Annotated in this window: 23 protein-coding genes, 1 pseudogene and 1 riboswitch; of the genes and pseudogenes, 10 read left to right on the forward strand and 14 right to left on the reverse strand. The window is 72.2% G+C overall.

The genetic code is table 11. The annotated features are described in order from the left end of the window. Window positions 1-178: 178 nt before the first annotated feature. The 5 genes from uraD to AC07BF_RS09845 all read left to right on the forward strand — a co-directional run bounded on the left by uraD (window position 179) and on the right by AC07BF_RS09845 (window position 5,267). Entirely contained in the window at window positions 179-682 is a 504-nt protein-coding gene (uraD, locus tag AC07BF_RS09825) for a 2-oxo-4-hydroxy-4-carboxy-5-ureidoimidazoline decarboxylase (protein WP_478333182.1), read from the forward strand. A 104-nt stretch (window positions 683-786) separates the two neighbouring features. Continuing rightward, window positions 787-1,122, forward strand: a complete 336-nt coding sequence (uraH, locus tag AC07BF_RS09830; protein WP_363579258.1) for a hydroxyisourate hydrolase — start codon at window positions 787-789, stop codon at window positions 1,120-1,122. 32 nt (window positions 1,123-1,154) lie between these two features. After that, window positions 1,155-2,075, forward strand: a complete 921-nt coding sequence (pucL, locus tag AC07BF_RS09835) for a factor-independent urate hydroxylase (protein WP_350875324.1) — start codon at window positions 1,155-1,157, stop codon at window positions 2,073-2,075. Between the two features lie 274 nt (window positions 2,076-2,349). Then, window positions 2,350-3,813: a nucleobase:cation symporter-2 family protein gene (locus AC07BF_RS09840; protein ID WP_363579260.1), complete on the forward strand. Its 1,464-nt coding sequence runs from the start codon at window positions 2,350-2,352 to the stop codon at window positions 3,811-3,813. Window positions 3,814-3,881: 68 nt separating this feature from the next. Continuing rightward, window positions 3,882-5,267, forward strand: coding sequence for an 8-oxoguanine deaminase (locus AC07BF_RS09845; RefSeq protein ID WP_478333183.1), 1,386 nt, complete (start codon window positions 3,882-3,884; stop codon window positions 5,265-5,267). Between the two features lie 287 nt (window positions 5,268-5,554). Here the strand turns inward: AC07BF_RS09845 and AC07BF_RS09850 are convergent, their stop codons facing one another. Further along, window positions 5,555-5,941 carry an allophanate hydrolase-related protein gene (locus AC07BF_RS09850; RefSeq protein WP_363579264.1) on the reverse strand — a complete coding sequence of 129 codons (387 nt, stop codon included), beginning with the start codon at window positions 5,939-5,941 and terminating at the stop codon, window positions 5,555-5,557. A 153-nt stretch (window positions 5,942-6,094) separates the two neighbouring features. Then, a complete protein-coding gene (aceB, locus tag AC07BF_RS09855) occupies window positions 6,095-7,747 on the reverse strand; it encodes a malate synthase A (protein ID WP_363579266.1) in 1,653 nt (550 codons plus the stop codon). A 188-nt stretch (window positions 7,748-7,935) separates the two neighbouring features. Here aceB and AC07BF_RS09860 point away from each other — a divergent pair, with 188 nt between their 5' ends. Together AC07BF_RS09860 and AC07BF_RS09865 are read left to right on the forward strand one after the other, a co-directional pair. Then, a complete protein-coding gene (locus tag AC07BF_RS09860; RefSeq protein WP_363579268.1) occupies window positions 7,936-8,733 on the forward strand; it encodes an IclR family transcriptional regulator in 798 nt (265 codons plus the stop codon). A gap of 301 nt (window positions 8,734-9,034) precedes the next feature. Continuing rightward, window positions 9,035-9,538 (forward strand): hypothetical protein, encoded by a 504-nt coding sequence (locus AC07BF_RS09865; protein ID WP_478333184.1) that lies wholly within the window; start codon window positions 9,035-9,037, stop codon window positions 9,536-9,538. 19 nt (window positions 9,539-9,557) lie between these two features. Here the strand turns inward: AC07BF_RS09865 and AC07BF_RS09870 are convergent, their stop codons facing one another. Together AC07BF_RS09870 and AC07BF_RS09875 are read right to left on the reverse strand one after the other, a co-directional pair. After that, on the reverse strand, window positions 9,558-10,910 hold the full coding sequence (locus AC07BF_RS09870) for a glycoside hydrolase family 16 protein (protein ID WP_478333185.1): 1,353 nt from the start codon (window positions 10,908-10,910) through the stop codon (window positions 9,558-9,560). Between the two features lie 2 nt (window positions 10,911-10,912). Then, window positions 10,913-11,079: riboswitch (cyclic di-AMP (ydaO/yuaA leader) on the reverse strand. A 234-nt stretch (window positions 11,080-11,313) separates the two neighbouring features. Continuing rightward, complete coding sequence (locus AC07BF_RS09875; protein WP_478333186.1) at window positions 11,314-12,651, reverse strand: esterase/lipase family protein; 1,338 nt, start codon at window positions 12,649-12,651, stop codon at window positions 11,314-11,316. A gap of 209 nt (window positions 12,652-12,860) precedes the next feature. Here AC07BF_RS09875 and AC07BF_RS09880 point away from each other — a divergent pair, with 209 nt between their 5' ends. Further along, window positions 12,861-13,190, forward strand: coding sequence for a MoaF-related domain-containing protein (locus tag AC07BF_RS09880; protein WP_063349998.1), 330 nt, complete (start codon window positions 12,861-12,863; stop codon window positions 13,188-13,190). 93 nt (window positions 13,191-13,283) lie between these two features. Here the strand turns inward: AC07BF_RS09880 and AC07BF_RS09885 are convergent, their stop codons facing one another. Further along, window positions 13,284-14,426 (reverse strand): alpha/beta hydrolase, encoded by a 1,143-nt coding sequence (locus tag AC07BF_RS09885; protein ID WP_478333187.1) that lies wholly within the window; start codon window positions 14,424-14,426, stop codon window positions 13,284-13,286. Between the two features lie 201 nt (window positions 14,427-14,627). After that, window positions 14,628-15,272: a TetR family transcriptional regulator gene (locus tag AC07BF_RS09890; RefSeq protein ID WP_363579277.1), complete on the reverse strand. Its 645-nt coding sequence runs from the start codon at window positions 15,270-15,272 to the stop codon at window positions 14,628-14,630. Between the two features lie 142 nt (window positions 15,273-15,414). Between AC07BF_RS09890 and AC07BF_RS09895 the strand changes: the two genes are divergently transcribed. Further along, window positions 15,415-16,179: an SDR family NAD(P)-dependent oxidoreductase gene (locus AC07BF_RS09895; RefSeq protein WP_363579279.1), complete on the forward strand. Its 765-nt coding sequence runs from the start codon at window positions 15,415-15,417 to the stop codon at window positions 16,177-16,179. Between the two features lie 374 nt (window positions 16,180-16,553). Here the strand turns inward: AC07BF_RS09895 and AC07BF_RS09900 are convergent. The 6 genes and pseudogenes from AC07BF_RS09900 to AC07BF_RS09925 all read right to left on the reverse strand — a co-directional run bounded on the left by AC07BF_RS09900 (window position 16,554) and on the right by AC07BF_RS09925 (window position 21,354). Beyond that, a pseudogene (locus AC07BF_RS09900) lies at window positions 16,554-17,073 on the reverse strand (N-acetyltransferase family protein). A gap of 95 nt (window positions 17,074-17,168) precedes the next feature. Beyond that, a complete protein-coding gene (locus tag AC07BF_RS09905) occupies window positions 17,169-18,161 on the reverse strand; it encodes a phosphotriesterase family protein (protein WP_363579283.1) in 993 nt (330 codons plus the stop codon). Then, window positions 18,158-18,757 carry a carboxymuconolactone decarboxylase family protein gene (locus AC07BF_RS09910; RefSeq protein WP_478333188.1) on the reverse strand — a complete coding sequence of 200 codons (600 nt, stop codon included), beginning with the start codon at window positions 18,755-18,757 and terminating at the stop codon, window positions 18,158-18,160. The genes AC07BF_RS09905 and AC07BF_RS09910 overlap by 4 nt, the downstream gene beginning before the upstream one ends. A gap of 17 nt (window positions 18,758-18,774) precedes the next feature. Beyond that, the gene (locus AC07BF_RS09915) at window positions 18,775-19,401 is read right to left on the reverse strand and encodes a DUF4865 family protein (RefSeq protein WP_400843698.1); all 627 of its coding nucleotides are present in this window, start codon (window positions 19,399-19,401) and stop codon (window positions 18,775-18,777) included. 126 nt (window positions 19,402-19,527) lie between these two features. Next, a complete protein-coding gene (locus AC07BF_RS09920) occupies window positions 19,528-20,094 on the reverse strand; it encodes a TetR/AcrR family transcriptional regulator (RefSeq protein WP_363579286.1) in 567 nt (188 codons plus the stop codon). Between the two features lie 240 nt (window positions 20,095-20,334). Continuing rightward, the gene (locus AC07BF_RS09925; protein ID WP_363579288.1) at window positions 20,335-21,354 is read right to left on the reverse strand and encodes an LLM class flavin-dependent oxidoreductase; all 1,020 of its coding nucleotides are present in this window, start codon (window positions 21,352-21,354) and stop codon (window positions 20,335-20,337) included. 383 nt (window positions 21,355-21,737) lie between these two features. Here AC07BF_RS09925 and AC07BF_RS09930 point away from each other — a divergent pair, with 383 nt between their 5' ends. Further along, window positions 21,738-22,727, forward strand: coding sequence for an aldo/keto reductase (locus tag AC07BF_RS09930; protein ID WP_363579290.1), 990 nt, complete (start codon window positions 21,738-21,740; stop codon window positions 22,725-22,727). Between the two features lie 94 nt (window positions 22,728-22,821). On the opposite strand, the gene AC07BF_RS09935 is transcribed toward AC07BF_RS09930, so the two are convergent. Both AC07BF_RS09935 and AC07BF_RS09940 read right to left on the reverse strand, forming a co-directional pair. Further along, the gene (locus AC07BF_RS09935; RefSeq protein WP_478333189.1) at window positions 22,822-23,895 is read right to left on the reverse strand and encodes an LLM class flavin-dependent oxidoreductase; all 1,074 of its coding nucleotides are present in this window, start codon (window positions 23,893-23,895) and stop codon (window positions 22,822-22,824) included. A 3-nt stretch (window positions 23,896-23,898) separates the two neighbouring features. Beyond that, complete coding sequence (locus AC07BF_RS09940; protein ID WP_478333190.1) at window positions 23,899-24,804, reverse strand: ABC transporter substrate-binding protein; 906 nt, start codon at window positions 24,802-24,804, stop codon at window positions 23,899-23,901. Window positions 24,805-24,829: the final 25 nt, after the last annotated feature.

Below are 24,829 nucleotides of genomic sequence, written 5' to 3' on the forward strand. Positions count from 1 at the left end.
CCGGCGCGGCCAGTCCGAACCAGCCCCCGGCGGGGCGCACTTGGCGAATCGCACACGAATCGCGCCGGCAACGGCGGCCGGTTCAAAACGTAACCACCAACCGTTCAACAAAGTGTTGACGGCCGGGTGGGGTGGATCTAGCTTGTGCGGGTGGCACCACTCTTCAGGAGGTCCACCCGTGACCAACCACCCCCACACCCTTGACGCCCTGGCCGCGGCCGACACCGCGGACCTGGAAGCCGTTCTGCTGGAGGTCTGCTCCAGCCCCCACTGGGCCGCCGACGTCGCGCGGGCCAGGCCCTGGCCCGACCGGGAGTCCCTGCTCGCCGCCAACGCGGCGGCCGTGGTCGGGCTGACGGTCGCCGACCTGCACGACGCGATGGCCGGCCACGCCCGGATCGGCAAGCCCAGGACCGGCGACGCCACCTCGCAGCGGGAGCAGGCCGGCATCCAGGGCGTGGACCAAGCCCTCCTCGACGAACTGCACGAGGCCAACGCCGCCTACGAGGCCAAGTTCGGCCACGTGTTCCTGATCTGCGCGACCGGCCGCACCGCGGCCACCATGCTCGCCGCCCTGCGCGAGCGCCACCCCAACGACGCCGCCACCGAGGCGGAGATCGTCCGGGGCGAACTGCGCAAGATCAACGACATTCGGCTCAATCGCCTGCTCGACGCGCCCTGACAGGCCCTGGCGGGTCCTGGCGGGCCCCGACGGGCAGATCCTGACGGATCGTTAGCATGCGTTGACGAATGATCACTTCTGCCATCAGTAAGGTCACTTCACCCATGACTGGCATCTCCACCCACGTGCTCGACACCAGCCTCGGCCGCCCGGCCGAGGGCGTCCCGGTCGAGCTCGCACTGCACACCGAGGGTGGCTGGCAGGTGCTCGGCACCTCCGCCACGGACTCCGACGGCCGGGTCAAGGACCTGCCGGCCGTGGAGGCGGGCTCGGTCGTCCGGCTGCTCTTCGACACCCGCGCCTACCACGCGCTCAAGTCCGCGGAGCCGCCGTTCTTCCCCGAGGTCTCGATCGTCTTCACGGTCGCGCCCGCGCAGCACCACTACCACGTGCCGCTGCTGCTCAACCCGTTCGGATACTCGGTCTACCGCGGAAGCTAGTAGACCGACCTGGAAGCCCTAGGAGCCACGTCATGGCCCACGTGCTCGGTCAGAACCAGTACGGCAAGGCGGAGAACCGCATCGTGCGGGTCTACCGCGACTCCACCCGGCACGAGATCAAGGACCTGAACGTCTCGGTCTCCCTCCGGGGCGAGTTCGAGGACGTCCACCTCACCGGGTCGAACGCCAACTGCCTCCCCACCGACACCACCAAGAACACCGTGTACGCCTTCGCCAAGGAGCACGGGATCGAGTCGGCCGAGGCCTTCGGCATCATCCTGGCCCGCCACTTCGTCGACGACACCGAGCGCGGCGTCGTGCACAGCGCCCGGATCCGGATCGAGGAGTACGCCTGGGACCGGATCAAGACGCCGGACAACTCGGCCCGCTTCATCGGCTCGGAGGAGGTCGGCCACTCCTTCGTCCGCAACGGCCAGGAGACCCGCACCACCGAGATCGTCTACGACGGCGAGACCGTCCAGGTCATCTCCGGCCTCAAGGACCTCGTCGTCATGAACTCCACCAACTCGGAGTTCTGGGGCTACATCAAGGACAAGTACACCACCCTGCAAGAGGCGTACGACCGCATCCTCGCCACCCAGGTCACCGCCCGCTGGAAGTACGGCTACGACGGCCGGGACGGCGAGGCCCAGCCCAACTGGAACCGCTCCTACACCCACGTGCGGCGGCACCTGCTGGAGGCCTTCGCCGAGACCTACTCCTACTCGCTGCAGCAGACCCTGCACTCGATGGGCACCCGGGTCCTCAACAACCGCGCCGAGGTGGACGAAGTCCGCCTGGAGCTACCCAACAAGCACCACTTCCTCGTCGACCTGGAGCCCTTCGGCCTCAAGAACGACAACGAGGTCTACTACGCCGCCGACCGGATGTACGGCCTCATCGAGGGCACCGTGCACCGCGAGGGCGTCGTCCCGGTCATCCCCGTCGCCTGACCGCCCCACCCCAATGGGCACCACCCGGAGTCGCCGCACCCGCCGGCCCCCGAACGCCGGCCGCGTCCGGGCGGACAGCAGTACCCGCACCACCAGAACCACCCGTTCCACCAGTTTCTCCACCCCCACCCACCGGAGTTCGTGTCTGCCTCGCGGCGGCCGGCCCGGGGCACTGGAGAAGCGCCCCGAGGGACTCCTGCACCGCCGTCCCGCCCTCGGGGCACCTCCAGCGCCGCGGGCGCGCCGGGAGTCACGGGCACAAGAGGGGCTCGACATGGCACCCAGCGACACCAGCAGTAAAGACGGCGGTTCCACCCCGGAAAGAACCTCTGGCCCGGACGGCACGTCGGCGCACCTCCCCGGTGAGCCGTCCGGGCCCGGAACCCACCCCGTGGACGAGTTGCTGCCCCCGGTGAAGCTCTTCTCCACCGGACTCCAGCACGTCGCCGCGATGTACGCGGGGGTCGTCGCACCCCCGCTCATCGTCGGCGCCGGCGTCGGGCTCTCCCCCGCCGAACTCGCCCTGCTCATCTCGGCCAGCCTGTTCACCGCCGGACTGGCCACCCTGCTCCAGACCCTCGGCATCTGGAAGATCGGCGCGCGACTGCCGTTCGTCAACGGCGTCTCCTTCGCGGGAGTCGCGCCCATGATCGCCATAGCCAAGGAGCACGGCCCGAAGGACGCCCTCCCGGTGATCTTCGGAGCGGTGATCGTCGCGGGGATCCTGTGCTTCCTCGCGGCACCGTACTTCTGCAAGCTCATCCGGTTCTTCCCCCCGGTCGTCCAGGGCACCGTGATCACCCTCATCGGGGTGTCCCTGCTTCCGGTGGCGGTCAACTGGGCGCGCGGCGGCTCGCCGGGCGCCCCCGGATACGGCTCCATGCGGGCCGTCGGGCTCGCCGCGATCACCCTCGTCGCGGTGGTGCTCTGCAACCGGCTGCTGCGCGGCTTCTGGCAGCAGCTCTCGTTGCTCATCGGCCTGGCGCTCGGCACCCTGATCGCCTTCCCGCTGGGCCTGGCCGACTTCGGCGCGGTCAAGGACGCGAAGGTCTTCGCGCTCCCCTCCCCGTTCCACTTCGGCGCGCCCGTCTTCGACGCCGCCGCGATCGTCTCGATGTGCATCGTCATGGTGGTCGCCATGACCGAGTCCACCGCCGACATGCTCGCCCTGGGCAAGATCGTCGAGCGCGAGGCCGACGAACCCACGCTCGCCGCCGGCCTGCGGGCCGACGGACTGGCCACCGCGCTCAGCCCCGTCTTCAACGGCTTCGCCGCCAGCGCCTTCGCCCAGAACATCGGGCTGGTGGCGCTGACCAAGATCCGCAGCCGCTTCGTGGTCGCGGCCGGCGGCGGCATCCTGATCCTGCTCGGGCTCTTCCCCGTGCTCGGGTCGCTCGTCTCCCTGGTACCGCAGCCCGTCCTGGGCGGCGCCGGGATCGTGCTCTTCGGCACCGTCGCGGCGAGTGGCATCCGCACCCTCGCGGAGGCTGGGATGGAGTCCAGCTCGAACACCATCCTGGTGTCCGTGTCGCTCGGCGTCGGCATCATCCCCATCGCGGTGCCGACCTTCTACGACTCCTTCCCGGAGGCCGTCCGGACCCTGATGCACTCCGGGATCTCGGTCGGCTGCGTGATGGCCGTCCTGCTCAACCTGCTCTTCCACCACGCCGGAGCCGCCCGCCGGACCAGGTCCGGCAAGACCTCCGGCGCGACGGTGCCGACGGCGACACCGTCCTGACCGGCCCGGGAGGGGCACACGCCGCGCGGCGCACGCCCCTCCCGGCCCTCCCCCATAGGAGTGACACCATGGCAGTCCAGCCCCCACCCGCCGACCAGCGGATCGTCATCGAGAACGTCGCGATCGCCACCGTCGACGCCGACGACACCGAGTACGCCCGCGGCCACGTGGTCGTCCTCGGCAACACGATCGAGTCGGTCGGCGACGGACCCGCCCCGCAGTGGCTGGACAACGTGGTGCGCCGGATCAACGGCGAGGGCCACCTGATCACCCCCGGCCTGGTCAACACCCACCACCACTTCTACCAGTGGATCACCCGCGGCCTCGCCCAGGACGACATCCTCTTCGACTGGCTCGTCGCCCTCTACCCGACCTGGGCCCGGATCGACGAGAAGCTCGTCCACGCCGCCAGCCAGGGCTCCGCCGCCGCCCTCCTCAAGTCCGGCTGCACCACCGCCTCCGACCACCACTACGTCTTCCCCAAGGACGGCGGCGACGTCCTCGGCGCCTCCATCGAGGCCGTCCGGGAGCTCGGCCTGCGGTTCACGGCGCTGCGCGGCTCCATGGACCGCGGCAAGAAGGACGGCGGCCTCCCGCCGGACCACGCGGTCGAGGAGCTCGACGACATCCTCACCGCCTCCGAGGCCGCCGTGGACACCTACCACGACTCCTCCTTCGGCTCGATGCTGCACATCGCCATCGCGCCCTGCTCGCCGTTCTCGGTCTCCACCGACCTGCTCCGCCAGTCCGCCGAACTCGCCCGCCGCAAGGGCGTCCGGCTGCACACCCACGGCTCGGAGACCGCCGAGGAGGAGCAGTTCTGCAAGGAACTGTTCGGCATGGGCCCGACCGACTACTTCGAGTCCGTCGGCTGGCTCGGCGAGGACGTCTGGATGGCGCACTGCGTCCACATGAACGACTCCGACATCGCCAAGTTCGCCGAGACCGGCACCGGCGTGGCCCACTGCCCCTCCTCCAACGCCCGGCTGGCCGCCGGGATCGCCCGCGTCCCCGACATGCTCAGGGCCGGCGTCCCGGTCGGCCTCGGCGTCGACGGCACCGCCTCCAACGAGTCCGGCGAACTCGGCACCGAGCTGCGCAACGCCCTGCTGATCAACCGTCTGCACGGGTCCCCGGCCGCCCTCACCGGCCGCCAGGCGCTGCGGCTGGGCACCATGGGCGGCGCCCGGGTGCTCGGCCGCCAGGACGAGATCGGCTCGATCGAGGTCGGCAAGCTCGCCGACCTCGCGCTGTGGAAGATCGACGGTGTCCTGCACTCCTCCATCGCCGACCCGGTCGCCGCCCTCACCTTCGGCGCCCTGCCGCCGCTGGCCGTGCTGTTCGTCAACGGCAACGCCGTCGTCGAGAAGGGCCAGCTGACCACCGTCGACGAGGACCGGATCGCCCGCGCCTGCGCCCGCGCCGCCAAGGAGCTCGCCGCCCGGCCGCTCTGACGCCCCGCTCCTCCTCCACCCCTGAACTCCGGGCTGCCCAGGGACGGTGCGTGACCCGGACTCCGCAACCCGGCCTTCCCGGCCGGCGCGCGGACCGCAGCCCCGGACCCACGGCGGGGGTCCGGGGCTGCGGCGTGCCCGGGGGCGGGTGACGAGTGACGGATAACAGCGAACAGATGACAGCTGACGAAAGTTGTCATCTGTTATCTGTTCGCTGAAATCTGTTCGCCGTGATTCGCTTGCTGTGATCCGTTCGCCGTGGTGCGTCCGCCGCTACGCGCCCGGTCTCAGGCGGTGCGCCCGAGCGAGCCGAGGTAGGCGCGCCAGCCCCCGTGGTGGGTGATCTCGCGGTGCACCCCCCGCTCCACCTCGCCGCGGGCGAGCAGCATCGACAGGCAGGCGGAGCCGTCGTCGAGCTTGATGACGCCGAGCTCCAACTCCCGCGGCTCGCCGGGGAGGATGACGTCGCGCAGGTGCTCCAGGGTGATCTCGTAGAGCTCGCCCTCGATGGCGGTGTCGACCGCCGGATCGGCGAGCAGGCCCGGGCAGACGTCGTCGATCGAGAAGAAGCGGTAGCCGGGGGCCGTCCGGGCCGGGCCGACCAGCGAGTCGGCGACCTTGGCGTGGAACGGTCCGCCGACCATGGCCTGGCCGTTGAAGAAGATGCGGGGCACGGTTGAACTCCTTACCGGGTACCGGGAAAAAGCCGTTCCGCACGGCGACGAGAGGACAGGTGGAATCGTCGCCGTACGGAACGGAGCAATGGGCCGGCGGGACCGCTACAGCCTGGCAGGCGGCAGCGGCGGCGCCGGCGGATGGATTGGGACTCAGCCCAGCAGGGGAAGCGCGGGGAGGGTCAGGAAGTCCGCGAACTCCTCGGCCAGGGCGACCTGTTCGAAGAGCTGGGCGGCCTCGCGCCAGCGGCCGCCGGCGTACGCGTCCGCACCCAGCTCGGCCAGGAGTTCGGCCAACTCCGCGGCGACCAGGGCGCGGACGAGGTCCGCGGTGGCCTTCTCACCGGTGTCGGACAGGACGACGCCGTTGTGGATCCACTGCCAGATCTGCGAGCGGGAGATCTCCGCGGTGGCGGCGTCCTCCATCATGTTGAAGATGCCGACCGCACCGAGGCCGCGCAGCCAGGCCTCGATGTAGCGAATGCCGACCTGGACGGCGTTGTGCAGCCCCGCGTGGGTGCAGCTGCCGTCGGCGCCGGCGATGTCGAGCAGCTGGGTCGCGGTGACCGGCTCGGAGGGCCCGGGGTGGTCCTTCTGGTGGGGGCGCTCGCCGAGCACCGCGTCGAAGGAGGCGCGGGCGACCGGCACCAGGTCCGGGTGGGCGACCCAGGAGCCGTCGAAGCCGTTGCCGGCCTCGCGGTCCTTGTCCGCCTTGACCTTCTCCAGGGCGGCGGCGTTGACCTCCGGGTCCCTGCGGCTGGGGATGAACGCGGCCATGCCGCCGATCGCGTGAGCGCCGCGTTTGTGGCAGGTCTGCACCAGCAGGCGGGTGTAGGCGGCCATGAACGGCGAGGCCATGGTGACGCTGTTGCGGTCCGGCAGGACGTACTGCTCGCCGGCGTCGCGGAAGTTCTTGACGATCGAGAACAGGTAGTCCCAGCGCCCGGCGTTGAGGCCGGCCGCGTGGTCGCGCAGCTCGTAGAGGATCTCGTCCATCTCGAACGCGGCGGTGATGGTCTCGATCAGCACGGTGGCGCGGACGGTGCCGTGCGGGATGCCGAGCGCGGCCTGGGCGTGGGTGAACACGTCGTTCCAGAGCCGGGCTTCGAGGTGGCTCTCGGTCTTCGGCAGGTAGAAGTACGGGCCGGAGTTGGGGTCCTCGGCGCCCTTGGCGAGCAGCCGGGCGGCGTTGTGGAAGAAGTACAGGCCGAAGTCGAGGAAGGCTCCGGCGACCGGGGCGCCGTCGACGAGCAGGTGGTTCTCGTCCAGGTGCCAGCCGCGCGGGCGGACCACGACGGTGGCGAGTTCGGCGGCGGGCTTGAGGGCGTACGCCTTTCCGGCGGAGGTGGTGAAGTCGATCCGGCCCTCGAAGGCGTCGATCAGGTTGATCTGGCCGCTGACCACGTTCTCCCAGGTCGGGGAGGTGGCGTCCTCGAAGTCGGCGAGCCAGATCCGCGCGCCGGAGTTGAGGGCGTTGATGACCATCTTGCGGTCGGTGGGACCGGTGATCTCGACCCGGCGGTCCTGGAGCGCGCGGGGCGCCTCGGCGACCTTCCAGTCGGCGGCCCGGACGTCGGCGGTGTCGGGGAGGAAGTCCAGCGTGCCGGCTCTGGCGATCTCCGCCCGGCGGGCCTTCCGCCCGGCCAGGAGCTCCTGTCGGCGCCCTTCGAAAGCGCGATGGAGGCCGACGACGAAGGCGACCGCCTCCGGAGTGAGCACCTCCTCCGCCCGGTGAACGCGCGGACCGGCGACAGTGACGACCGGAGCAGCGGGGGAGGCGCCGACGGGTCCCTGTTCTGTAGCCATGGGCAGGACACTCCTAAGCGGTTGAGCCTGGCGAAGGGAGCTCCGGTGGGAACTTCCTTGATCGGAACCCACCTGTCGGCGGGTTCGATTCTGTAAGGTGGAGACTAGTTTCCGCGATACAGAATTTCAACGGTTTGTTGATGTGATCGCCGGGACTCTACTCCTCCCCGACAGCGAAGGGAACGCCGGTGGTTTCGACCCCCGACACAGCATCGACGACCAGCCCGGACCGCGCGACCGGCGGCGTGCAGTCCGTCGAGCGCGCCTTCCAACTCCTGGAGGCGCTGGCCGACTCCGGCGGCGTGGCCACCCTCAGCGAGCTCTCCGCCAGCTCCGGCCTGCCGATGCCGACCATCCACCGCCTGGTTCGTACCCTCGTCCAGCAGGGCTATGTACGCCAGGACACCGCGCGTCGCTACACCCTCGGCCCCCGGCTGATCCGCCTCGGCGAGACGGCCGGCCGGCTGCTCGGCAGCTGGGCCCGCCCCTACCTGGCCGAACTCATGGAGGCCACCGGCGAGACCGCCAACCTGGCGGTGCTGGAGGGCGGCGAGGTGGTGTACGTCGGGCAGGTGCAGTCGCGGCGCTCGATGCGGATGTTCACCGAGGTCGGCCGACGGGTGCAGCCGCACTGCACGGGCGTCGGCAAGGCGCTGCTGGCCCAGCTCCCCGAGGACGAGGCGCGCGCCGTCCTGGGCCCCAACCCGCTGCCCGCGCACACCGAGTACACCGTCACCGACCCGCAGGAGCTGCTGCACCAGCTCGCCGAGGCTCGCGAGCGCGGCTACGTGGTCGACGACCAGGAGCAGGAGATCGGCGTCCGCTGCATCGCGCTCGCCGTACCGGGCGCGCCGACGCCCACCGCCCTGTCGGTGTCCGGCCCGGAGGCCCGCATCCGGGCCCTGGAGGAGCAGGCCGGCACGTCCTCGCTGGTGCCGGTGATGCATCACATCGCGACCCGGCTGGGGCAGGTCCTCGCACCCTGACCCGTCGCCACCGCCCGCTTCACGCACGGGAAGTCGATCCGGTCGACTTCCCGTACGTACGCTCCCCCGTTCGGGCGGACGCCGAGCGGGTTGCACCGGCCCCCGGCGCAGGCTCCGCCACCCTGGTGCGGACGCGGCCCGCAGCGGCGCGGGCGGCCGGGGCCCCGGGACAGGGTGGACGACGATGACGTACAGGCGTTCGACAATGCGAGGCGGGTCCGGGCAGGGCGGGTCCAGGCGGGGCGGGTCCGGGCAGGCCAGCAGGCTCCGCGGATTCCGCGCGGCCTCGCTCGTCGCCGCGATGGCGGCCGGCTGTTCGGTGGCGACGCTGACCGCCGGCCCGTCCTGGGCGCTGCGGCGGCCCGAGCCCCGGCCGGCGGTGGACACGGCAGCCCCCACGGCGTCCCGCTCCGATCTGGAGGTGGTCCGGCTCGACCCGGACGCCGCCCCGCCCGGCGGCACCACCACCGTCCACGCCTTCATCGCCAACCGCGGCCCGGACACCACCGCCGCACCGTTCACCGTGCTGGTGACGCTGCCTCCCGGGGTCTCCCCAGTGGGCCCGTACTTCCCCGAGGACTGCGAGGTGCGGCTCAACGGCCGGCAGGTGCGCTGTGTCTTCCCGGCCGGACTGCCCCCGCTGCGCAGCGCGACCGCGCTGGTACCGGTGCGCCTCTCCCCGGACCTGCGGATCGGCAAGCTCACCGGCGGCTCGGTCGCGGTGCGCGGCGTGGACGACCCGGACGAGGGGAACAACCGGCAGCCGTTCGACATCACGGTGGTCGAGACGGCTCCCGGTTCCTGACCCGGAAGCCCCGAAGGCCCTACCGGTACACGCGGACGTAGTCGGCGGCGAAGGTGATCGGGGCGGTGCCCTGCGGCGCCGGGTGGTACTTCCCCGCGCCGACCGACAGGTTGAGGATCAGGTACGCCGACCAGTTGGCGCCGACGCCCTTGCCGTCCGAGAACACCTTGGCGCCGTTGACGTACCAGTCCACCGAGGTGGCGCCGTAATAGGTGCCGATGGTCACCCACTGGTCCTTCGCGACGGCACCGGCGTCGGTGTAGTACTTGGGGTTGCCGGGGTTGACGTGGTTGGTCAGCTCCAGCAGGTTCGGGTTGTCGGGGTGGTACTCGAAGGAGTCGACCTCCCCGTTGCCGTTCTTCCAGGTCCAGAAGGCCGGCCAGGCGCCGGAGCCGGACGGCAGCTTGACCCGGGTCTCGGCGTAGTCGCCGGTCCTGACCTGGAAGCCCTCGCTGGAGCCCTCGGTGGTCAGGAAGCCGGTGTTCCAGGCCTGCTTGCCGTTCTCCAGCGTGGTGGTGCCGGGCGCAGCGGTGAAGGTGGCGACCCCGTTCGCGACGCTGACGTTGTTCTTGTTCAGCAGGTCGAGCTTGTTGTCGTCCGGGTTGTGGTTTCCGTACTTGTACGCGGTGCTCTTGTCGCCGACCCAGCGCGAGCCCCAGCTGATCGGGCCGTTGAACTCGTCGGACCAGGTCAGCGACTTGCCGGCGACCGGGGATACGGGGGTGCCGGCCGACGGGCTGGCGGTGGCGCTCGGGCTGCTCGGGCTCGGGCTGCTCGTCGGGGTCGGCTTCGCGGTGGGGGTCGCCGTCGGGGTCGGGGCGGGAGTCGGGGTCGGGGCGGGAGTCGGGGTCGGGGCGGGAGTCGGCTTCGTGGTGGGCGTCGGGGTCGGGGGCGGAGTCGGCGCCGGGGTGCTGGAGACCACCAGCTGCTGCGAGGCCAGGTTGTGCCAGGCCCCGCCGAGGTCCTGCCAGAAGCCGAACTGGGTGCACGTCCCGGCCGGCAGGGCGCGTGCGCCGCTGGTGAAGGACAGGCCGCTCGGGCAGATCTGCACATTGGAGGCGTTGCCCGGGAAGTCGAGGTTCGCACCGGCCGCGTTCCGGACGCCCACGCCGACGGTCTTCGCGGTGAAGCAGGCCGAGGAGTGGAGGGTCAGCGAGGCGGTGGCGGCCTGGTTGGCGACCATGGTCGCCGGGGCGAGCCGGTCCTGGGTGACGGTCGGGGCGGTGGCGGCCTGGGCGCCGGAGACGGCCGGCAGGCCGAGCAGTCCGGCGCCGGTGACGGCGAGCGCTCCGGTGACGGCGAGGGCGGCGTTGCGGCCCCGGTGGGAGGGACGGGCGTGGCGCGGCGCGCGGCGCCGGGCAGGCTGGTGCATGGCAGTGTCCTCTGCGACGCCTGCGAGGTGAGCTGTCGGATTCGGGCTGAGGCAGCCCGGCCGCCGGTGGAAGCGGCTTCACCCCTAGCCACGGCCCGCACGCGGGAGCGTACGGGCCGGGCGCTGACCTTGGTTCCCCCGCTCCCGTCCGCTGTGGTGCTCGGTTGCCGGCCGGCGGGTGGACAGGACTCGGCGTCCCGGCGGCGGGGGTCCGCGAGGGCGGACGACGGTTGCAGGCTAGGCGGGCCGTCCGTGAACGGACAACCTGCTCGGGCCGGTTGTCGCACAGGTCACAGCGGTGTCGATCAACGACGCTGCGTGGTGGATCAGTTGGGACGGATCAGCGGAGCCGTCGAGCTGCCGAACGACGAATCGGCGAATCGGCGAATCGGCGGTCCACGGGTCAAGCGAGCCAGTTGTCGACCTGGCTCTCGGCCTCCGGTGCCCAGGCGAGTTCCAGGTGGTTGAGGCCGGTGAGCAGCCGGGTGCCGCCGATCGTCGCGATGCCGGTGGTGTCCAGGGCGCTCGCGGTGAACACGATGCCGTCGCTGGGCCCCCGGTTCTCGTTGAGCACGCCCGGGATGTCGGCGGACCCGCCCGCGAGCAGATAGGTGCGCACCGACGCGGGGACGCCCGCCTGTTGCAGCGGCGCGATCAGCGAACCGGCGTCGATCGCCGCCTGGATGCCCTGGCCGGAGGTGTAGAAGCCCTGGCCGCCGTAGTAGGTGGTCCACCAGTCCTGGGCGGTGCCGTCCACCCCGTACCGGCCGTCCCAGCGGGCGAGCAGCTGGCGCTGGCCCGGGTAGCAGTCGTAGCCGCCGGTGGGCAGCACGCCGAGGCAGGGCTGCGCCGTGTAGGTGCCGTAGCAGGTCATGTAGAGGTGCGGGGACGGCGCGTTGGCGGTGCCGCCGCAGGCCGGCCAGCTCGCGAGGTCGAACGACCAGCCGTGCGCGTACACGTAGTCGAGCCCGCCGTTCGGGCCCCCGAGGGTGATCAGGCGGCGCACGTCGCCCGCGTAGGCCCGCCCCCAGGACGGGCGCACCGAGGACACGTACGCCCGGGCGGCGACCTCGCCCTTGCTCCAGGCCACCACGTCCACCTGCGGGACGCCGAGGCGGGCCCGGATCAGCGCGACGGCGTCGCCGACGGCCTGCGCCTGGAACAGGTTGTCGCCCTGCTTGTGGGCGAAGCCGATGGCGAACACCCGGTGGCCGGTGCCGGCGAGGTACTGGGCGAGGCCGGTGGACGGGCAGGCGGAGGCACCGCAGGTGCCGCTCTCCCCCGGGTTCGCCCAGGCGCGGTCGGCGTTGTCGTTGGCGCCGTGGACCAGCAGCACGGGGGTCGGACGGCTACCGGTGTCCCAGCCGGTCGCCGAGTACAGCAGGAAGCGGCTGGAGGAGGGCTGGCCGGTGCCGCCGAAGTACGTCCGGCGGGCGCCGTCCTGGTCGCCGCGGCCGTCGGCCGGGTACTGCTCGGTGCGGAAGCCGGGGGTGGTGTCGAGGTAGCGCTCGACCTTGGCCCAGCCGTTGCCGGGGGCGGGGAAGGCGGCTTCGAGGGTGAGCGGGGCGGTGGCCGCCTGGGCGGTGGTCTGGGAAGTGACGGTCTGGGCGGCGGTGGCCTGGGCGGGAGTGGGGGTGCCGAGGAGCAGCGCGGCGAGGGTGAGCAGGAGGGCGGACAACGCGGTGGGGGTGCGTCTGACGGCGGTGGGGGTGTGCCGCATGGGGGTGGGGGTGCGTCTCATGGGGGTGGACGGTAGGACCGGCCGCCGGCGGGCGCCCAGGTGCCCGCCGCACACCGCGCCGGCCTGCGCGGTGGCGGCCGGTGCCGTGGCGCACCGTCCACGGGTGCGCCCACCCGGCTCACCGGGTCGGATAAATTGGAGGTCCGACATCTTCCGCAGTGCACAAGACCGCCGTGCACGGCCCCACAGGAACGAGGTACCGCCCCACCATGACCGCGCCCCTGCCCGCCTTCGCCGGCCGCACCTACCTCTTCCGGGCCGACAACGGCGCGGCCTTCCGCAACACCTACTCGGCCGACGGCAGGCGGCTGCGCTGGGAGGGCCTCGGCGAGTCGGCGGGCCAGTGGGAGGACGTGCGGCTGCACGTCGCCGAGGTGGCGCCGGAGATCTACTTCATCAGCTGGACCGAGGAGAGCGGGATCACCGTCAGCCACGTGATGGACCTCGGCCGGCTGACGGTGCGCGCCTTCTGGACGTACGAGGGCGAGGGCGGCCGGGTCGGCGAGCTGCACACCGGGACGCTGGAGCGGGTGGCCTGAGCCTCACCGCTCCCGCGCCCCCTCGCTGTCCGTCGGCTTACTCAGACCGTCTGAGCAGACTGCCTGCTCAGACAGTCTGCTCGGGCGGCCTGCTCAGGCAGCCTGGTTCGGGACCTTGAGGTGCTGGGACATCCACTCCAGCGAGGACGGCAGCAGCGCGCTCCAGGTCTCGAAGTTGTGGCCGCCGTTCTCCAACATGCTGTAGGAGACCTTCATCGGGGACTGCACGGCGTCGACGAAGGCCTCGGTGTCGCGCCGGTAGTCGCCGTCGCCCTTCTTGGTGCCGGCCAGCAGCACGGACACCTTGGGCTGCGGCAGGTTCTTCAACCGCCACATCAGGTTGGCCTCGTCACGACGCTGCTTGCTGCCGCCGAACAGGTCGCCCGTGGTCGGGTCGTCGGCGGCGTCGTAGTAGGCGGAGAGCGCGACGGCGGTCGGAAAGACGTCCGGGTGGCGCATGGCCAGCTTGAGGGCGCAGTAGCCGCCGGTCGAGTTGCCCATGAAGGCCCAGGCCTGCGGGTCGGAGGAGACCCGGAAGCTCGCCTGGATCGCTGAGGGGACGTCCTTGGTGAAGTACGTGTCGGACTGCGCGCCGCCCGGGATGTCCTCGCACTCGGTGTCCTGCGGCAGGGCCGGCGAGGGGCGCATCAGCACCATGACGGTCGGCTGCATCTTGCCGTCCTGGAGCAACTTGAGCGCTGCGCCCGGGTAGTTGAACCGGGTGATCAGGTTCTCGGCGATCCCGGGGAAGCCGGTGCTGACGATCACCGCCGGGAACTGCCGCTGCGCGTACTCCGGTTGGAAGTACTGCGGCGGCAGGAAGACGTACCCCTCGGTGGACAGCCGGCTGGCCGCGCCGTCGATCCGCACCTTGCGGATCTCACCGGACTGGCTGGGCTCGCGGCCCATCGCGCCGCCGCCCTTGACGGAGGCGTGGCCGATCGTCTCCACGAGCAGCCGGCCGGACGCGTCCGCCTTGTTGTGGATCACCACCGGGCCGGTGTCACCGGTGCCCAGCAGGTCGTCCCAACTGCTGTAGAAGGCGAAGTAGTTGTTCGCCACCAGGCCGAGCGCGGCCAGCACCGCGAGCTGGGTGGCGAGCAGGGAGCCGATCCGGCCGAGCACCGCCTGCCAGGTCTGCTTGGCGAGTCTTGGCCACAGCCAGACCGTGCCGGCCGTCATCACGACGGCGATCAATACGGCCAGCGCCAACACCTTGTGGCTCGTCAGACCCATGTCCTACTTGCTCCCACGCCTCGAACTCCCCGCCCCCTCCGTCCAGGACATCCGAGGTGGTCACCCCGGTTCCCCCACCGGGGCGCGCGATCACCCACCCTAACGGGGCCGGGGAGAAGGAACAGATGACAGATGACAGCCGACAGATAACAGATAACAGATAACAGATAACAGATAACGAAATCTGTCAGCTGTTATCTGTCACCTGTTCGCGGCCGGGCGGGCCCAGCCCTCCCGCCCGTAGAGCCGCAGCCCCGCCGTGAGTTCGCGCATGCAGCGCGCACCGAGCTCCCGCGGGGAGCCCGGGCCGGTCGTGGGCGCGTCCGAGGCGGCCCATTCCTCCAGCGCGACCCGGATCGCGGCCGTCGCCGCAGCGGCGGCCAGTCGGATCTCCAGCGGGTCGGTGCCGCCCGGGCAACGCGCCGCGAGGACCGCCCGCAGCCGCTCCTCGGAGTCGGCGTGGACGCGCTGCCACGTGCCGTCGAGGCGCGGGTCGCGCAGCAGGCTTCGCGTCCACTCCATCGCCTCGACCGCCTCCTCGTCGGGCGGGGTCAGCGAGGCGACCGCCGAGCGCTCCAGAGCCTCGCGCAGCGGCAGATCGGCCGGGGTCTCGGCGAGCTGGTCGACCCAGCGACGCCCACCGGCCGCCAGCAGCGGCGCGACGGCGTCCTCCTTGACGGAGAAGTACCGGTAGAAGGTGCGCAGCGAGATGCCGGCCGCGAGGGCGATCTCCTCGGCGGTGGTCGCCTCGGCCCCGCGCTCGGCGAAGAGTGCGGCGGCGGTACGGGCGATGTCCAGCCGGGTGGCGTCGCGGCGGCGTTGATTCAGGGTGGGGCGTCCGGTCACAGGGTCAGCGTACGCGGGCCGGTGCCACTGTGGCGCGTTGCGCCGAAGTGACACCCAGAGGACTTATTGGCACGTTATGCCATTAAGGCGTACCGTGCCTCTTGAGGTCGAGAGGCCACGAACGAACGAACGGAGTACCACCATGGAGCGCTTCAGCGGACGGAACGTCCTGATCACCGGCGGCGGCTCTGGCATCGGCCAGGCCACCGTGCACCGGATCCTCGCCGAGGGAGGGAAGGTCGTCGCCGTCGACGTCGACGAGGACGGCCTGAAGGCGACCCTGGACCGCGCGACCGCCGACGGCACCGCGGACCGCCTGGCCATCCAGGTCCTGGACATCTCGGACGAGGCGGCCGTCGTCACCGGCGTCGCGGCGGCGATCACGGACCTCGGCGGGCTGGACGCCCTGGTCAACGCGGCCGGCATCCTCCGCTCCTCGCACACCCACGAGACCAGCCTGGAGTTCTGGAACAAGCTCCTCGCGGTCAACCTGACCGGCACCTTCCTGATGACCCGCGAGGCGCTCCCCTCGCTGCTCGCGGGTGGCAGGGGCGTGGTGGTCAACTTCAGCTCCACCTCGGCGAGCTTCGCCCACCCCTACATGGCCGCGTACGCCGCGACCAAGGGCGGCATCCAGTCCTTCACCCACGCCATCGCCTCCGAGTACGCGAAGCAGGGCCTGCGTGCGGTCTGCGTCGCGCCGGGCAGCATCGACAGCGGCATGACCCACAACCCCGGGCTGCCCGCCGACGCCGACTTCAGCCTGCTCGCCAAGCTCGCCCCGGCCCTCGGCCAGGGCTTCGCGGGTCCGGAGACGGTGGCCGGGGTGATCGCGATGCTGGCCTCCGACGACGGCGCGTTCGTCACCGGCACCGAGCTCCGCATCGACGGCGGCACTCACATGTGAGCCGCCGGACGGCCGCGCGACGGCGGGGCCCCGGCCACTCCCCCCCCCGGTGACACGGGCCCCGCCGTCGCGTCGCGGACGGCGGGGCCGGGCTCGTGACGGCAGCCGGGCTCGTGACGGCCGCCCGGGTCAGCCGAGGCCACCGTTGCGGGCCGCGGCGAGAACGGCGGCGGCGGCTCGGTCGGCGGTGTCGCCGTCCACCCGCTCGGCCGTGATCAGGACCCGGAAGTACAACGGCGCGGCAAGGTTCTTGATGACCTCGGCAGGGTCGGTGCCGGGTGGCAGCTGCTCGCCTTCGGCGCGTTCGCGGCCGTCGAGCGGGTGGCGGGGTGGATCGGCGGGTGACCGGCCCGCCCGGCCGTCAGCTGCAACCGTCAGCGCAGCGGCTTCGCCATCACGAGCTCCCGGGCGACCCCGCCGACGAGCGGCCCGCCGGGCCCGCCGGGCTCGGTGAGCTCGGTGAGCTCGGTGAAGCCGTGCCGGCGGTAGAGCGTGATCGCGGGTTCGTTGCCGGGGAGCACCGCGAGGCGCAGCGTGCTGCCGCCGGATGCGCGGGCCCAGCGCTCGACCTCCTCCAGCAGGCGGTCGGCGACGCCCCTGCCGCGCGCCTTCGGTCCGACCCACACCGAGCGCAACTCCCGTACGCCGTCGACTCCGGGGAGACCGTCCGCCAGGCCGACGGGCATGGCGTCCGGACCGTCCGGACCGTCCAGCAGCGCCGCAACGTGGTGGCGCGCCCGGAAGGTGCAACCGGGCGCGCCACCGTTCCTCGCCGCCGTGGTGCCAGTCCGCCAGGCGGGCCTTGAAGGCGTGCGGCGCGTCGGAGAGGGCGGCGAGGCGCAGGTCGCGCCAGAGCGGCCAGTCGTCGGTCGTGAGGATGCGCAGGGTCACCATGGCCGTCACGGTAGGGCGTGGGCGGCGGGCCTTCACCGAGGACCCTGGTTCGGCCTGCGGCCGGTCGAGACCGGGGCGGGCCGAGCGGGAACGGTTCAGGGCGTGCGCCACTCGGTGGCGAAGGCGGCGGCCGGGTTGGCGGTGAGGAGGAGGCCGGGCAGTTCGGGGCCGAAGGTGCGGGCGAGCCGTGGGGCGAGGTCGTCGAGCAGTGCGGTCGGGCCGTCGGCCCGACGGGCGGTGCGGGTGGTGGTGTCGGCGCCGAGGAGGAGGCGGGAGGCGTGGCCGGCCTCGACGAGGTCGGCGATGACGTCGAAGGCCTGGTGGTCGGCCGGGTGGCCGGCCCGGGAGGGGCTGTCCAGCGCGAAGTAGACGCCTTCCGCGGCGAGTTCGCGGTGCACCCGCACATCCGGCAGCCGGGTGAGGTGACCGAGGATGATCCGGTGGGGCGGGACGCCGTGTCGAACGTGCAGCCGGTTCAGGACGAGGTGCGGGTCGGCTCGGGGTTCGAGGTGGACGGCGATCGGGGCACCGGTGGCGTGGTGCGCGTCGGCGGCCGCGGCCATCACCCGGCGGGTGTGCGCCGTGATGGCCCCGGGGTCGCAGGCGATCTTGATCAGGCCCGCCCGGACGGCCTCGGGCGACGCGGGTGCTTCGGGGACCTCGGCGGCTACGGGGGCCTCGGCTGCTACGGGCGGTCCAGGCAACTCGGTGGCCGGTTCGGCCGTCAGCCCGGTGGTGAGTTCGGCGGTGAAGCGTTCGGCCAGCCCGTCGTACACGGCAGGGAGGGTGTCCGGGTCGTAGTGGGCCGCCTGGTGCAGGCCGGTGGCGGCGACGACGTGGACTCCGGTCGCACGGGAGAGCTTCGCGAGGGAGTCCGCTCCGCGACCCATGCCGTACGGGGTCCACTGGACGAACGACCGTCCGCCGGCCGCCGCGAAGGCGCGCAGGACACCCTCGGCGGCGGCCGGGTCGTCCAGTTCCTCGCCGGGGAGCAGGGGGCTGCGGATGAAGAGGTGGTCGTGGGAGTCGGTGGCACCGAGTTCCGCGGGGTCGAGGTCGCCGAGAACGGTACGGATCGTGGGGGTCATGCCCGGTCCGCCTCGGCCGGGGATGCGGGGGTCGGGGATGCGGGGGTCGGGGATGCGGGGGTCGGGGATGCGGGGGTCGGGGACGTCTCGGTCGGGGATACCTCGGTCGGGGGTACCTCGGTCGGGGGTACCTCGGCGAAGGTGGCGGTGGCGACCCGCAGGCCGGCCAGAGCCTTGGGGACGCCGACGTAGGGGGCGAGGTGGACGATGACCTCGGTGATCTCCTCCCTGGTCAGGCCGATCCGCAGACTGTTGCGGACGTGGTCGGCGAGCTGCGGCTCCACGCCGCCGAGGGCGGTGAGCGCGGCCAGGTTGGCCACCTGCCGGTCGCGCAGGGCGAGACCGGGGCGCTGGTAGGTGCCGCCGAAGAGACTGGTGACGATCCAGTCGGGGAAACCGGGTGCGAGACCGTCCAGGCCGCCGAGGGTCGTGGCGGCGACCGGGCCGGCGAGGTCGGCGAGCAGGGCGTAGCCGGCTTCGCGGTCGAGCGGCGCGAGGGTCAGGTCGGCCGGTGTCATCGGGGCGGGGGGTGGGACGGCGGGGGCGGTCGCGGGGGTGACGGGGGCGGTCGCGGAGGCGGGCGTGGGGCTGGTCATGGGAGTGGCGAAACCTTTCACCAGTGCCGGCCGCCAGGCAGCCGGTCGAGTTCGGGACGGGACAGGTGCAGCACCTGGTAGCGGCTGCCCGGCACGTCGTCCGGAGCCGGGCCGTGCCAGAGGGCGAAGCGGACCAGCTCCCAGCGGCTCGGGTCCACCGCGACGGCGGCGGTGTGCAGAGCGGGGTGCGCGGGGAACTCGGCGAGGGCCCGCTCGACCGCCTCGGCGGGATCGTCGGACTCGGGGAGCCTGACGGTGTGGCGGGTAGCCGTGGTCGCGGTCGTGGTCACGGTCGTGGTCACGGTCGAGGTCGAGGTCGAGGTCGCCGGAGCATCCGGCACGGCGCCGTGGGCCAGACCGGCGCCGAGCCAGTGACGGACGACCGGGCGGCCGAAGTCGGCGCTCAGGCCGCGGAAGCCCGGTCCCCAGAGGAAGCTGTTCATGCCCTCGACGGTGCGCCAGAGGTAGAACGGCGCGTACTGGTTGACGGGCGACCCGTCGCGGCCCCGCTCACGGACCAGGTACGCCTTGAGCCCGAGGCCCGGGTGCGCGTCGAGCAGATGGCCCTTGTCGGCGACGCGCTTGCGGATGATCCCCAGGTCGTAGTCGGCGGGGAGGGTGATCTCGTACTGCATGGCGTGCACGGCGGGTCTCCTCGGTCGGATCGTCGAGCGGGCGTCGCTCGGCCAGTCGGTCACGCGCTCGGTCACGCGGTCACGCGGTTACGCGGCCAGTCGGTCACGCGGCCGCTCAGCCGTGCGCGGCGCGGGTCAGGCGGTGCGTTGGGCGGCGAGCAGGCCGAGGGCGCCGCGTACGGCCTGATCAAAGGGCTCGGCCCGGCCGGCCGCGCGGGCCAGAACGTAGCCGCCCTGGACGACGGCGACCACGGCAGCGGCGGTGTCGGCCGGGTCGACACCGGGGGCGAGCTCGCCCGCCGCCTGGCCCTCGGCCACCAACTCGGCGATCCGGGCGCGCAGCCAGTCGAAGGTCTCCTCGACGGGGGCGCGCAGTTCGGGGTCGGCGATGACGTCCGGGTCCTGGGCCATCCGGCCGATCCGGCAGCCGCGCAGCACGTCGCGGTCGCGGCGCAGGTAGGCGGCGATGCGGTCGTACGCGCTGCCGGGGGCGGACAGGTCGGCGGCGGCGACTCCCCGCAGCTGCTCGGCACTGCGTCGCAGTGCGGCGGCGGCGAGGTCGGGCTTGCCGGCGAAGTGGTGGTACATGCTGCCCTGGCCGACGCCGGCGTGCTGCTGGATGGCCTTGGGGCTGGTGCCGACGTAGCCGCGCTCCCAGAGGAGTGCCTGGGTGCTCTCGATGAGGCGGTCCTGGGTGGTCATGCGAACCACTGTACATACCAGTAGGTACAGAAGGCCAGGGATTGCCCGGCTCGACGCGGACGCGAGGCGGGCCGACGCGGTCCGCCCCGTGGACAAGGCGGGCGGACGGGTACGCGCCGGGGACGACTGAGGGCCGTGCGCCGCCCCCCGGCGGCCACGGCCCCTCGCCCGCTCGTCTCCCCCTCCCCGACCGGCGGCACTCCACCGCGGCCGGTGGCGCGCGTCACGTCGGGCGGGCGCTCACGGAAGCTCGCGCCTGACCACCGGGGCTACCTCCGCCGCGAACAGCTCCAACTGCTCCCGCTGCGCCCCTTCCGTCAGAGCGTCGACTCCGATCCCGACCACCTCGTTGCCGAAGGCCTCGTGATAGCGGTGGATCTTCTCGATCACCTGCTGCGGGCTTCCGACCAGGGCCGAACCGTGCTCCAGCGCGTCCTCCAGCGAGGTGAACGGCGACTTGTTGTGCCGGCCGGCCGCCGAACCGAACATCGCGTCCCAGTACGGACGGAAACCCTCGACCGCGTCCTGCGAGCGCTTGGCGACGTACAGCCCGCCGAAGCTCGCGCCCACCCTGGCCCCCCTCGGATCGCGCCCGTAGTGCGCCCAGCGCTCGCGGTAGTGCTCCACCAGGGAGCGGTACTTGGCCAGCGGGTGGAAGGAGTTGGCGGAGAAGAGCGGATCACCGTAGCGGGCGGCCAGGTCGGTGGACTGGGTGCTGGTCGCGCTGCCGTGCCACACCGGGATCGGGTCCTGCAACGGGCGCGGCACGACGGCCGCGTCCTTGAGCGGCGGGCGGGTCGAACCCTCCCAGGTCACCCTCTCCTCGCGCCAGAGCCGGCGCAACAGGCCGTAGTTCTCGGCGAGCGCGTCCCACTGGCGTTCCTCGGGCAGACCGAACAGGTCGAAGTGCCGCGGGTCGTTGCCCTTGCCGATGATCAACTCGACCCTGCCTCCGGAGAGCTGGTCGAGCAGGGCGTAGTCCTCGGCGACCCGGACCGGATCCAGGATGCTCAGCACCGTCACCGTGGTGAACAGCCGGATGGTGGAGGTGCGGGCCGCTATCGCGCTGAGCAGCACCGGCGGCGCCGGAGAGAGGAACGGTTCACCGTGCCGCTCCCCCACGCCGTAGCCGTCGTAACCGAGTTGCTCGGCCACGACCGCCTGGTCGATGACGTTCCACAGCTTCTCCTGCGGGGTGCGCTGGACGCCGGTCACGGGATCGGGTCCGTTGGCGACGAGGGACGAGACGGTGAACCGCACGGCGGTCTCCTTGGGGGCGCTCGATGGGGCCTCGGCGCGACGCCCTGACCCGAGGCGCGGGCAGGGCTGCCGAGGAGGGGTGGCGGCGGCCCGCGCGGAACGCCCCGGTACGGGCTGCGCTCACGCGGGCGGCACCGGGAGGGGATCGCGGCGGAGCGGCTCTGGGGCGGCGTCAGCGCGAGGTGCGGCGGCGGCGACGACAACAGCAGGGCGCGGCGGTCGCGGGTGCGGTCGCGGTTGGGGTCGCGGGCGCGGTCACAGCCTGGACGGTCATCGTGACTCCCCCTTCGCCTCGCACGCGTACGATCCTCCGCGAGCATAAGCACCGGTCAGAAACGGGGCAAGGGCTTGATCCGCCCGCGGCGACTGGCAAGATGTCCGGCATGAGCTACCTCGCCGCGGATGACCGCTATGCCTCGATGACCTACCGCAAGGCCGGCCGCAGCGGCGTTCAGCTGCCGGCCGTCTCCCTCGGCCTCTGGCACAACTTCGGTGACGCCCAGCCGCTGGAGGTCCAGCGGGCGGTACTGCGCCGCGCCTTCGACCGGGGGATCACCCACTTCGACCTCGCGAACAACTACGGTCCGCCGTACGGCAGCGCCGAGCGCAACTTCGGCTACCTGTTCGCCCAGGACTTCCGCCCGTACCGCGACGAGCTGTTCATCGCCAGCAAGGCCGGCTGGGACATGTGGCCCGGCCCGTACGGCAACGGCGGCAGCCGCAAGTACCTGCTGGCCAGCCTGGACCAGTCGCTGGGCCGGATGGGGCTGGACTACGTCGACGTCTTCTACTCCCACCGCTACGACCCGGACACCCCGCTCGAGGAGACGATGGGCGCGCTGGACAGCGCGGTGCGCTCGGGCAAGGCGCTGTACGCGGCGATCTCGAACTACCCGGCGGAGCAGCACCGGGAGGCGGTGGCGATCCTGCGCGAGCTGGGCACGCCGGTGCTGCTGAACCAGTCGGCGTACTCGATCCTCAACCGGTACGTGGAGGAGGGCGTGCTGGACGCGGTGGGCGAGACCCGGACCAGCCTCATCGCCTACTCGCCGCTCGCCCAGGGCCTGCTGACGGATCGCTACCTGTCAGGTGAGGTGCCGGCCGGTTCGCGGATGTCGGTCGGGCGGTTCCTGACCGAGGAGGCACTCAGCGGGCCGAAGCTGGAGCAGCTGCGGGCACTCAACAAGGTCGCCGAGCGGCGCGGGCAGACGCTGGCGCAGCTCGCGCTGTGCTGGGTCCTGCGGGACCCGCGGGTGGTCTCGGTGATCATCGGGGCGAGCAGCGTCGCCCAGCTGGACCAGAACATCGACGCGCTCGCGGGCGGTCCGCTGACCGCGGAGGAGCTGGCGGAGATCGACCGACTCAGCCTCTGAGCGGGGAGGGGGGCGGGCGGGGCTTGCCGGCGGAACGGGCGAACAACTGACAGCTGACAGATTTCATCATCTGTCAGCTGTCAGTTGTCGGCTGTCAGCGGCGGATGCCCAAGGCGGGCAGTACCGTTTCTGCAACCCGGTGGGCCTCCTCCAGCAGGGGGTTGCCGGAGAGGATGAAGGTGTCGACGCCCAACGACTCGAACTCCTGCAACCGCTCGACCACCTGGGCAGTCGAGCCGACCACCGCCGTACCGGGGCCGGGGCGGAACAGGCTCATTCCTGGCCAGAGGTTCGGGTAGGCCTCCAGCTCCCGGGCCCGTGCGGGCACCTTGCCGCCGTGCTGGCGGAACTGCCGCTGCCAGCCGACCCCGTCCTCTCCCTTGGCGCCGCCCAGTTGACGGGCGTACGTGGCCTCGCTGGTGACGTCGAGCAGGCGGTCGGCGGCCGCCCAGGCCTCATCCTCGGTGTCGCGGACGATCAGGTGCAGCCGCAGCCCGATCCGCAGGGTCCGGCCGTGGGCGGCGGCCCGCGCCCGGACCAGGTCCAGCTTCTCCTTGAGCAGGTGCGGCGGCTCGCCCCAGGTCAGGTAGACGTCCACGTGCTCGGCCGCCATCTCGATGCCAGCCGCCGAACTGCCGCCGAACCAGAGCGGGATGCCGCCGGGCTGGACCGGCGCCAGCTCCCTCAGGCTCGCGCCCGCGTTCTTCAGATCGTAGAACTCGCCCTTGTGGTCGAAGACTTCGCCGGCGGTCAGGCGCTTGACGATCGACCAGTACTCGGCGCTGAGCCGGTAGCGGTCGTCGTGCTCGACGTCCAGTCCGTACTCGCGCAGTTGCGCGGTCGAGCCGTTGACCACGTTGAACCGCAGTCGGCCGCCGTGCATCCGGTCGAAGCTGAGCGCCATCTTGGCCAGCAGGGTGGGCGAGACCAGCCCCGGGTGGACGGCCAGCAGCGGCTTGAACGCCGGGGTGGTGGCGGCCGCGAGCGCGCTGCCGAGCGTCCACACGTCGTAGAGGTCGGTCGCGAGCAGGGCGCCGGTGTAGCCCAACCGCTCGACGCTTCCCGCCAGTTGCTGCAAGTAGCGGAGATCCACCGGGCGGCGTCCGGCTGGCTCCCACGGGTAGTGGCCCTCGCGCGGGATGGTGTACCAGAGGACTTCGGAGGCCATGGTTCAGACCGCCTTGGCGAGCGCGGCGGCCACCGGGGCCTCCAGCTCGGGCAGATGGGCGTCGGCGACGGTCAGCGCCCGGTCGATGAACCCGACCCCGTGGAAGATGTCCGCGGCCTCCTGCTGCTCGGCGATGAACCCGGCGGTGGCGGGCTCCAGTTGCCACGGCAGTGCGGCCAGCGCCGCCTGCCAGTCGACGGCCGAGCCGCCCAGCTGCTCCGCCGCGATCGCAGCCGCCTCGGCCGGGTGGGCGGCCACCCAGGCGTCGGCCCGGCGCAGCGCGGCGGCGATCGCGGCGACCACCTCGGGGCGCTCGGTCGCGAAGTCCCGGCGGGTGAAGAACACCGAGCGGTCGGTGATGACGTCGCCGGTGCGGATCAGCTCCCGGAAGCCCCCGCTCCGGCGGGCGGCGGCCAGTTCGGCGCCCTGGGCGATCCACCCCGCGATCTCGCCGTCGCGCAGCCGCTGGGCCTGGTCCTCGCCGGCCGCCGGGCGCACCGGGGTGACGTCCTCGGCGTACGAAAGTCCCTGCGCGTGCAGGGCCTTGGCGAGCAGATGGGTCTGCCAGGATCCGATGCCCAGCACGACGGTGCCGCCCTTGAGGTCCGCCACCGCCTGGACCGGGCCGCCGTCCAGCACCAGCAGAGCGCCGTGGTCGGGCCGGGGTGCGGAGACCGCCGCGTACACCAGGTCGTGGCCGGCCGCCTGGGCGGTGACCGGCGGGGTCGAGCCCGTCCCGCCGAAGTCGATGGTGCCGTCGGCGAGCAGCGCACCGGTGCGGGTGCCGTCGGCGTAGTGGTGGAAGGCGCCGGTCTCGCCGAGCGGGGCCAGTTCCTCTTCCAGGTAGGGCAGTCGGGCGAGGTAGTAGAGCGAGGGGTTGCTGGCGTGGACGCCGAGGGTCACGGTCATCTGTTCAACTCCGGTGGTGCGGGCT

The sequence above is a fragment of the Kitasatospora sp. NPDC043950 genome, from assembly GCF_056435345.1.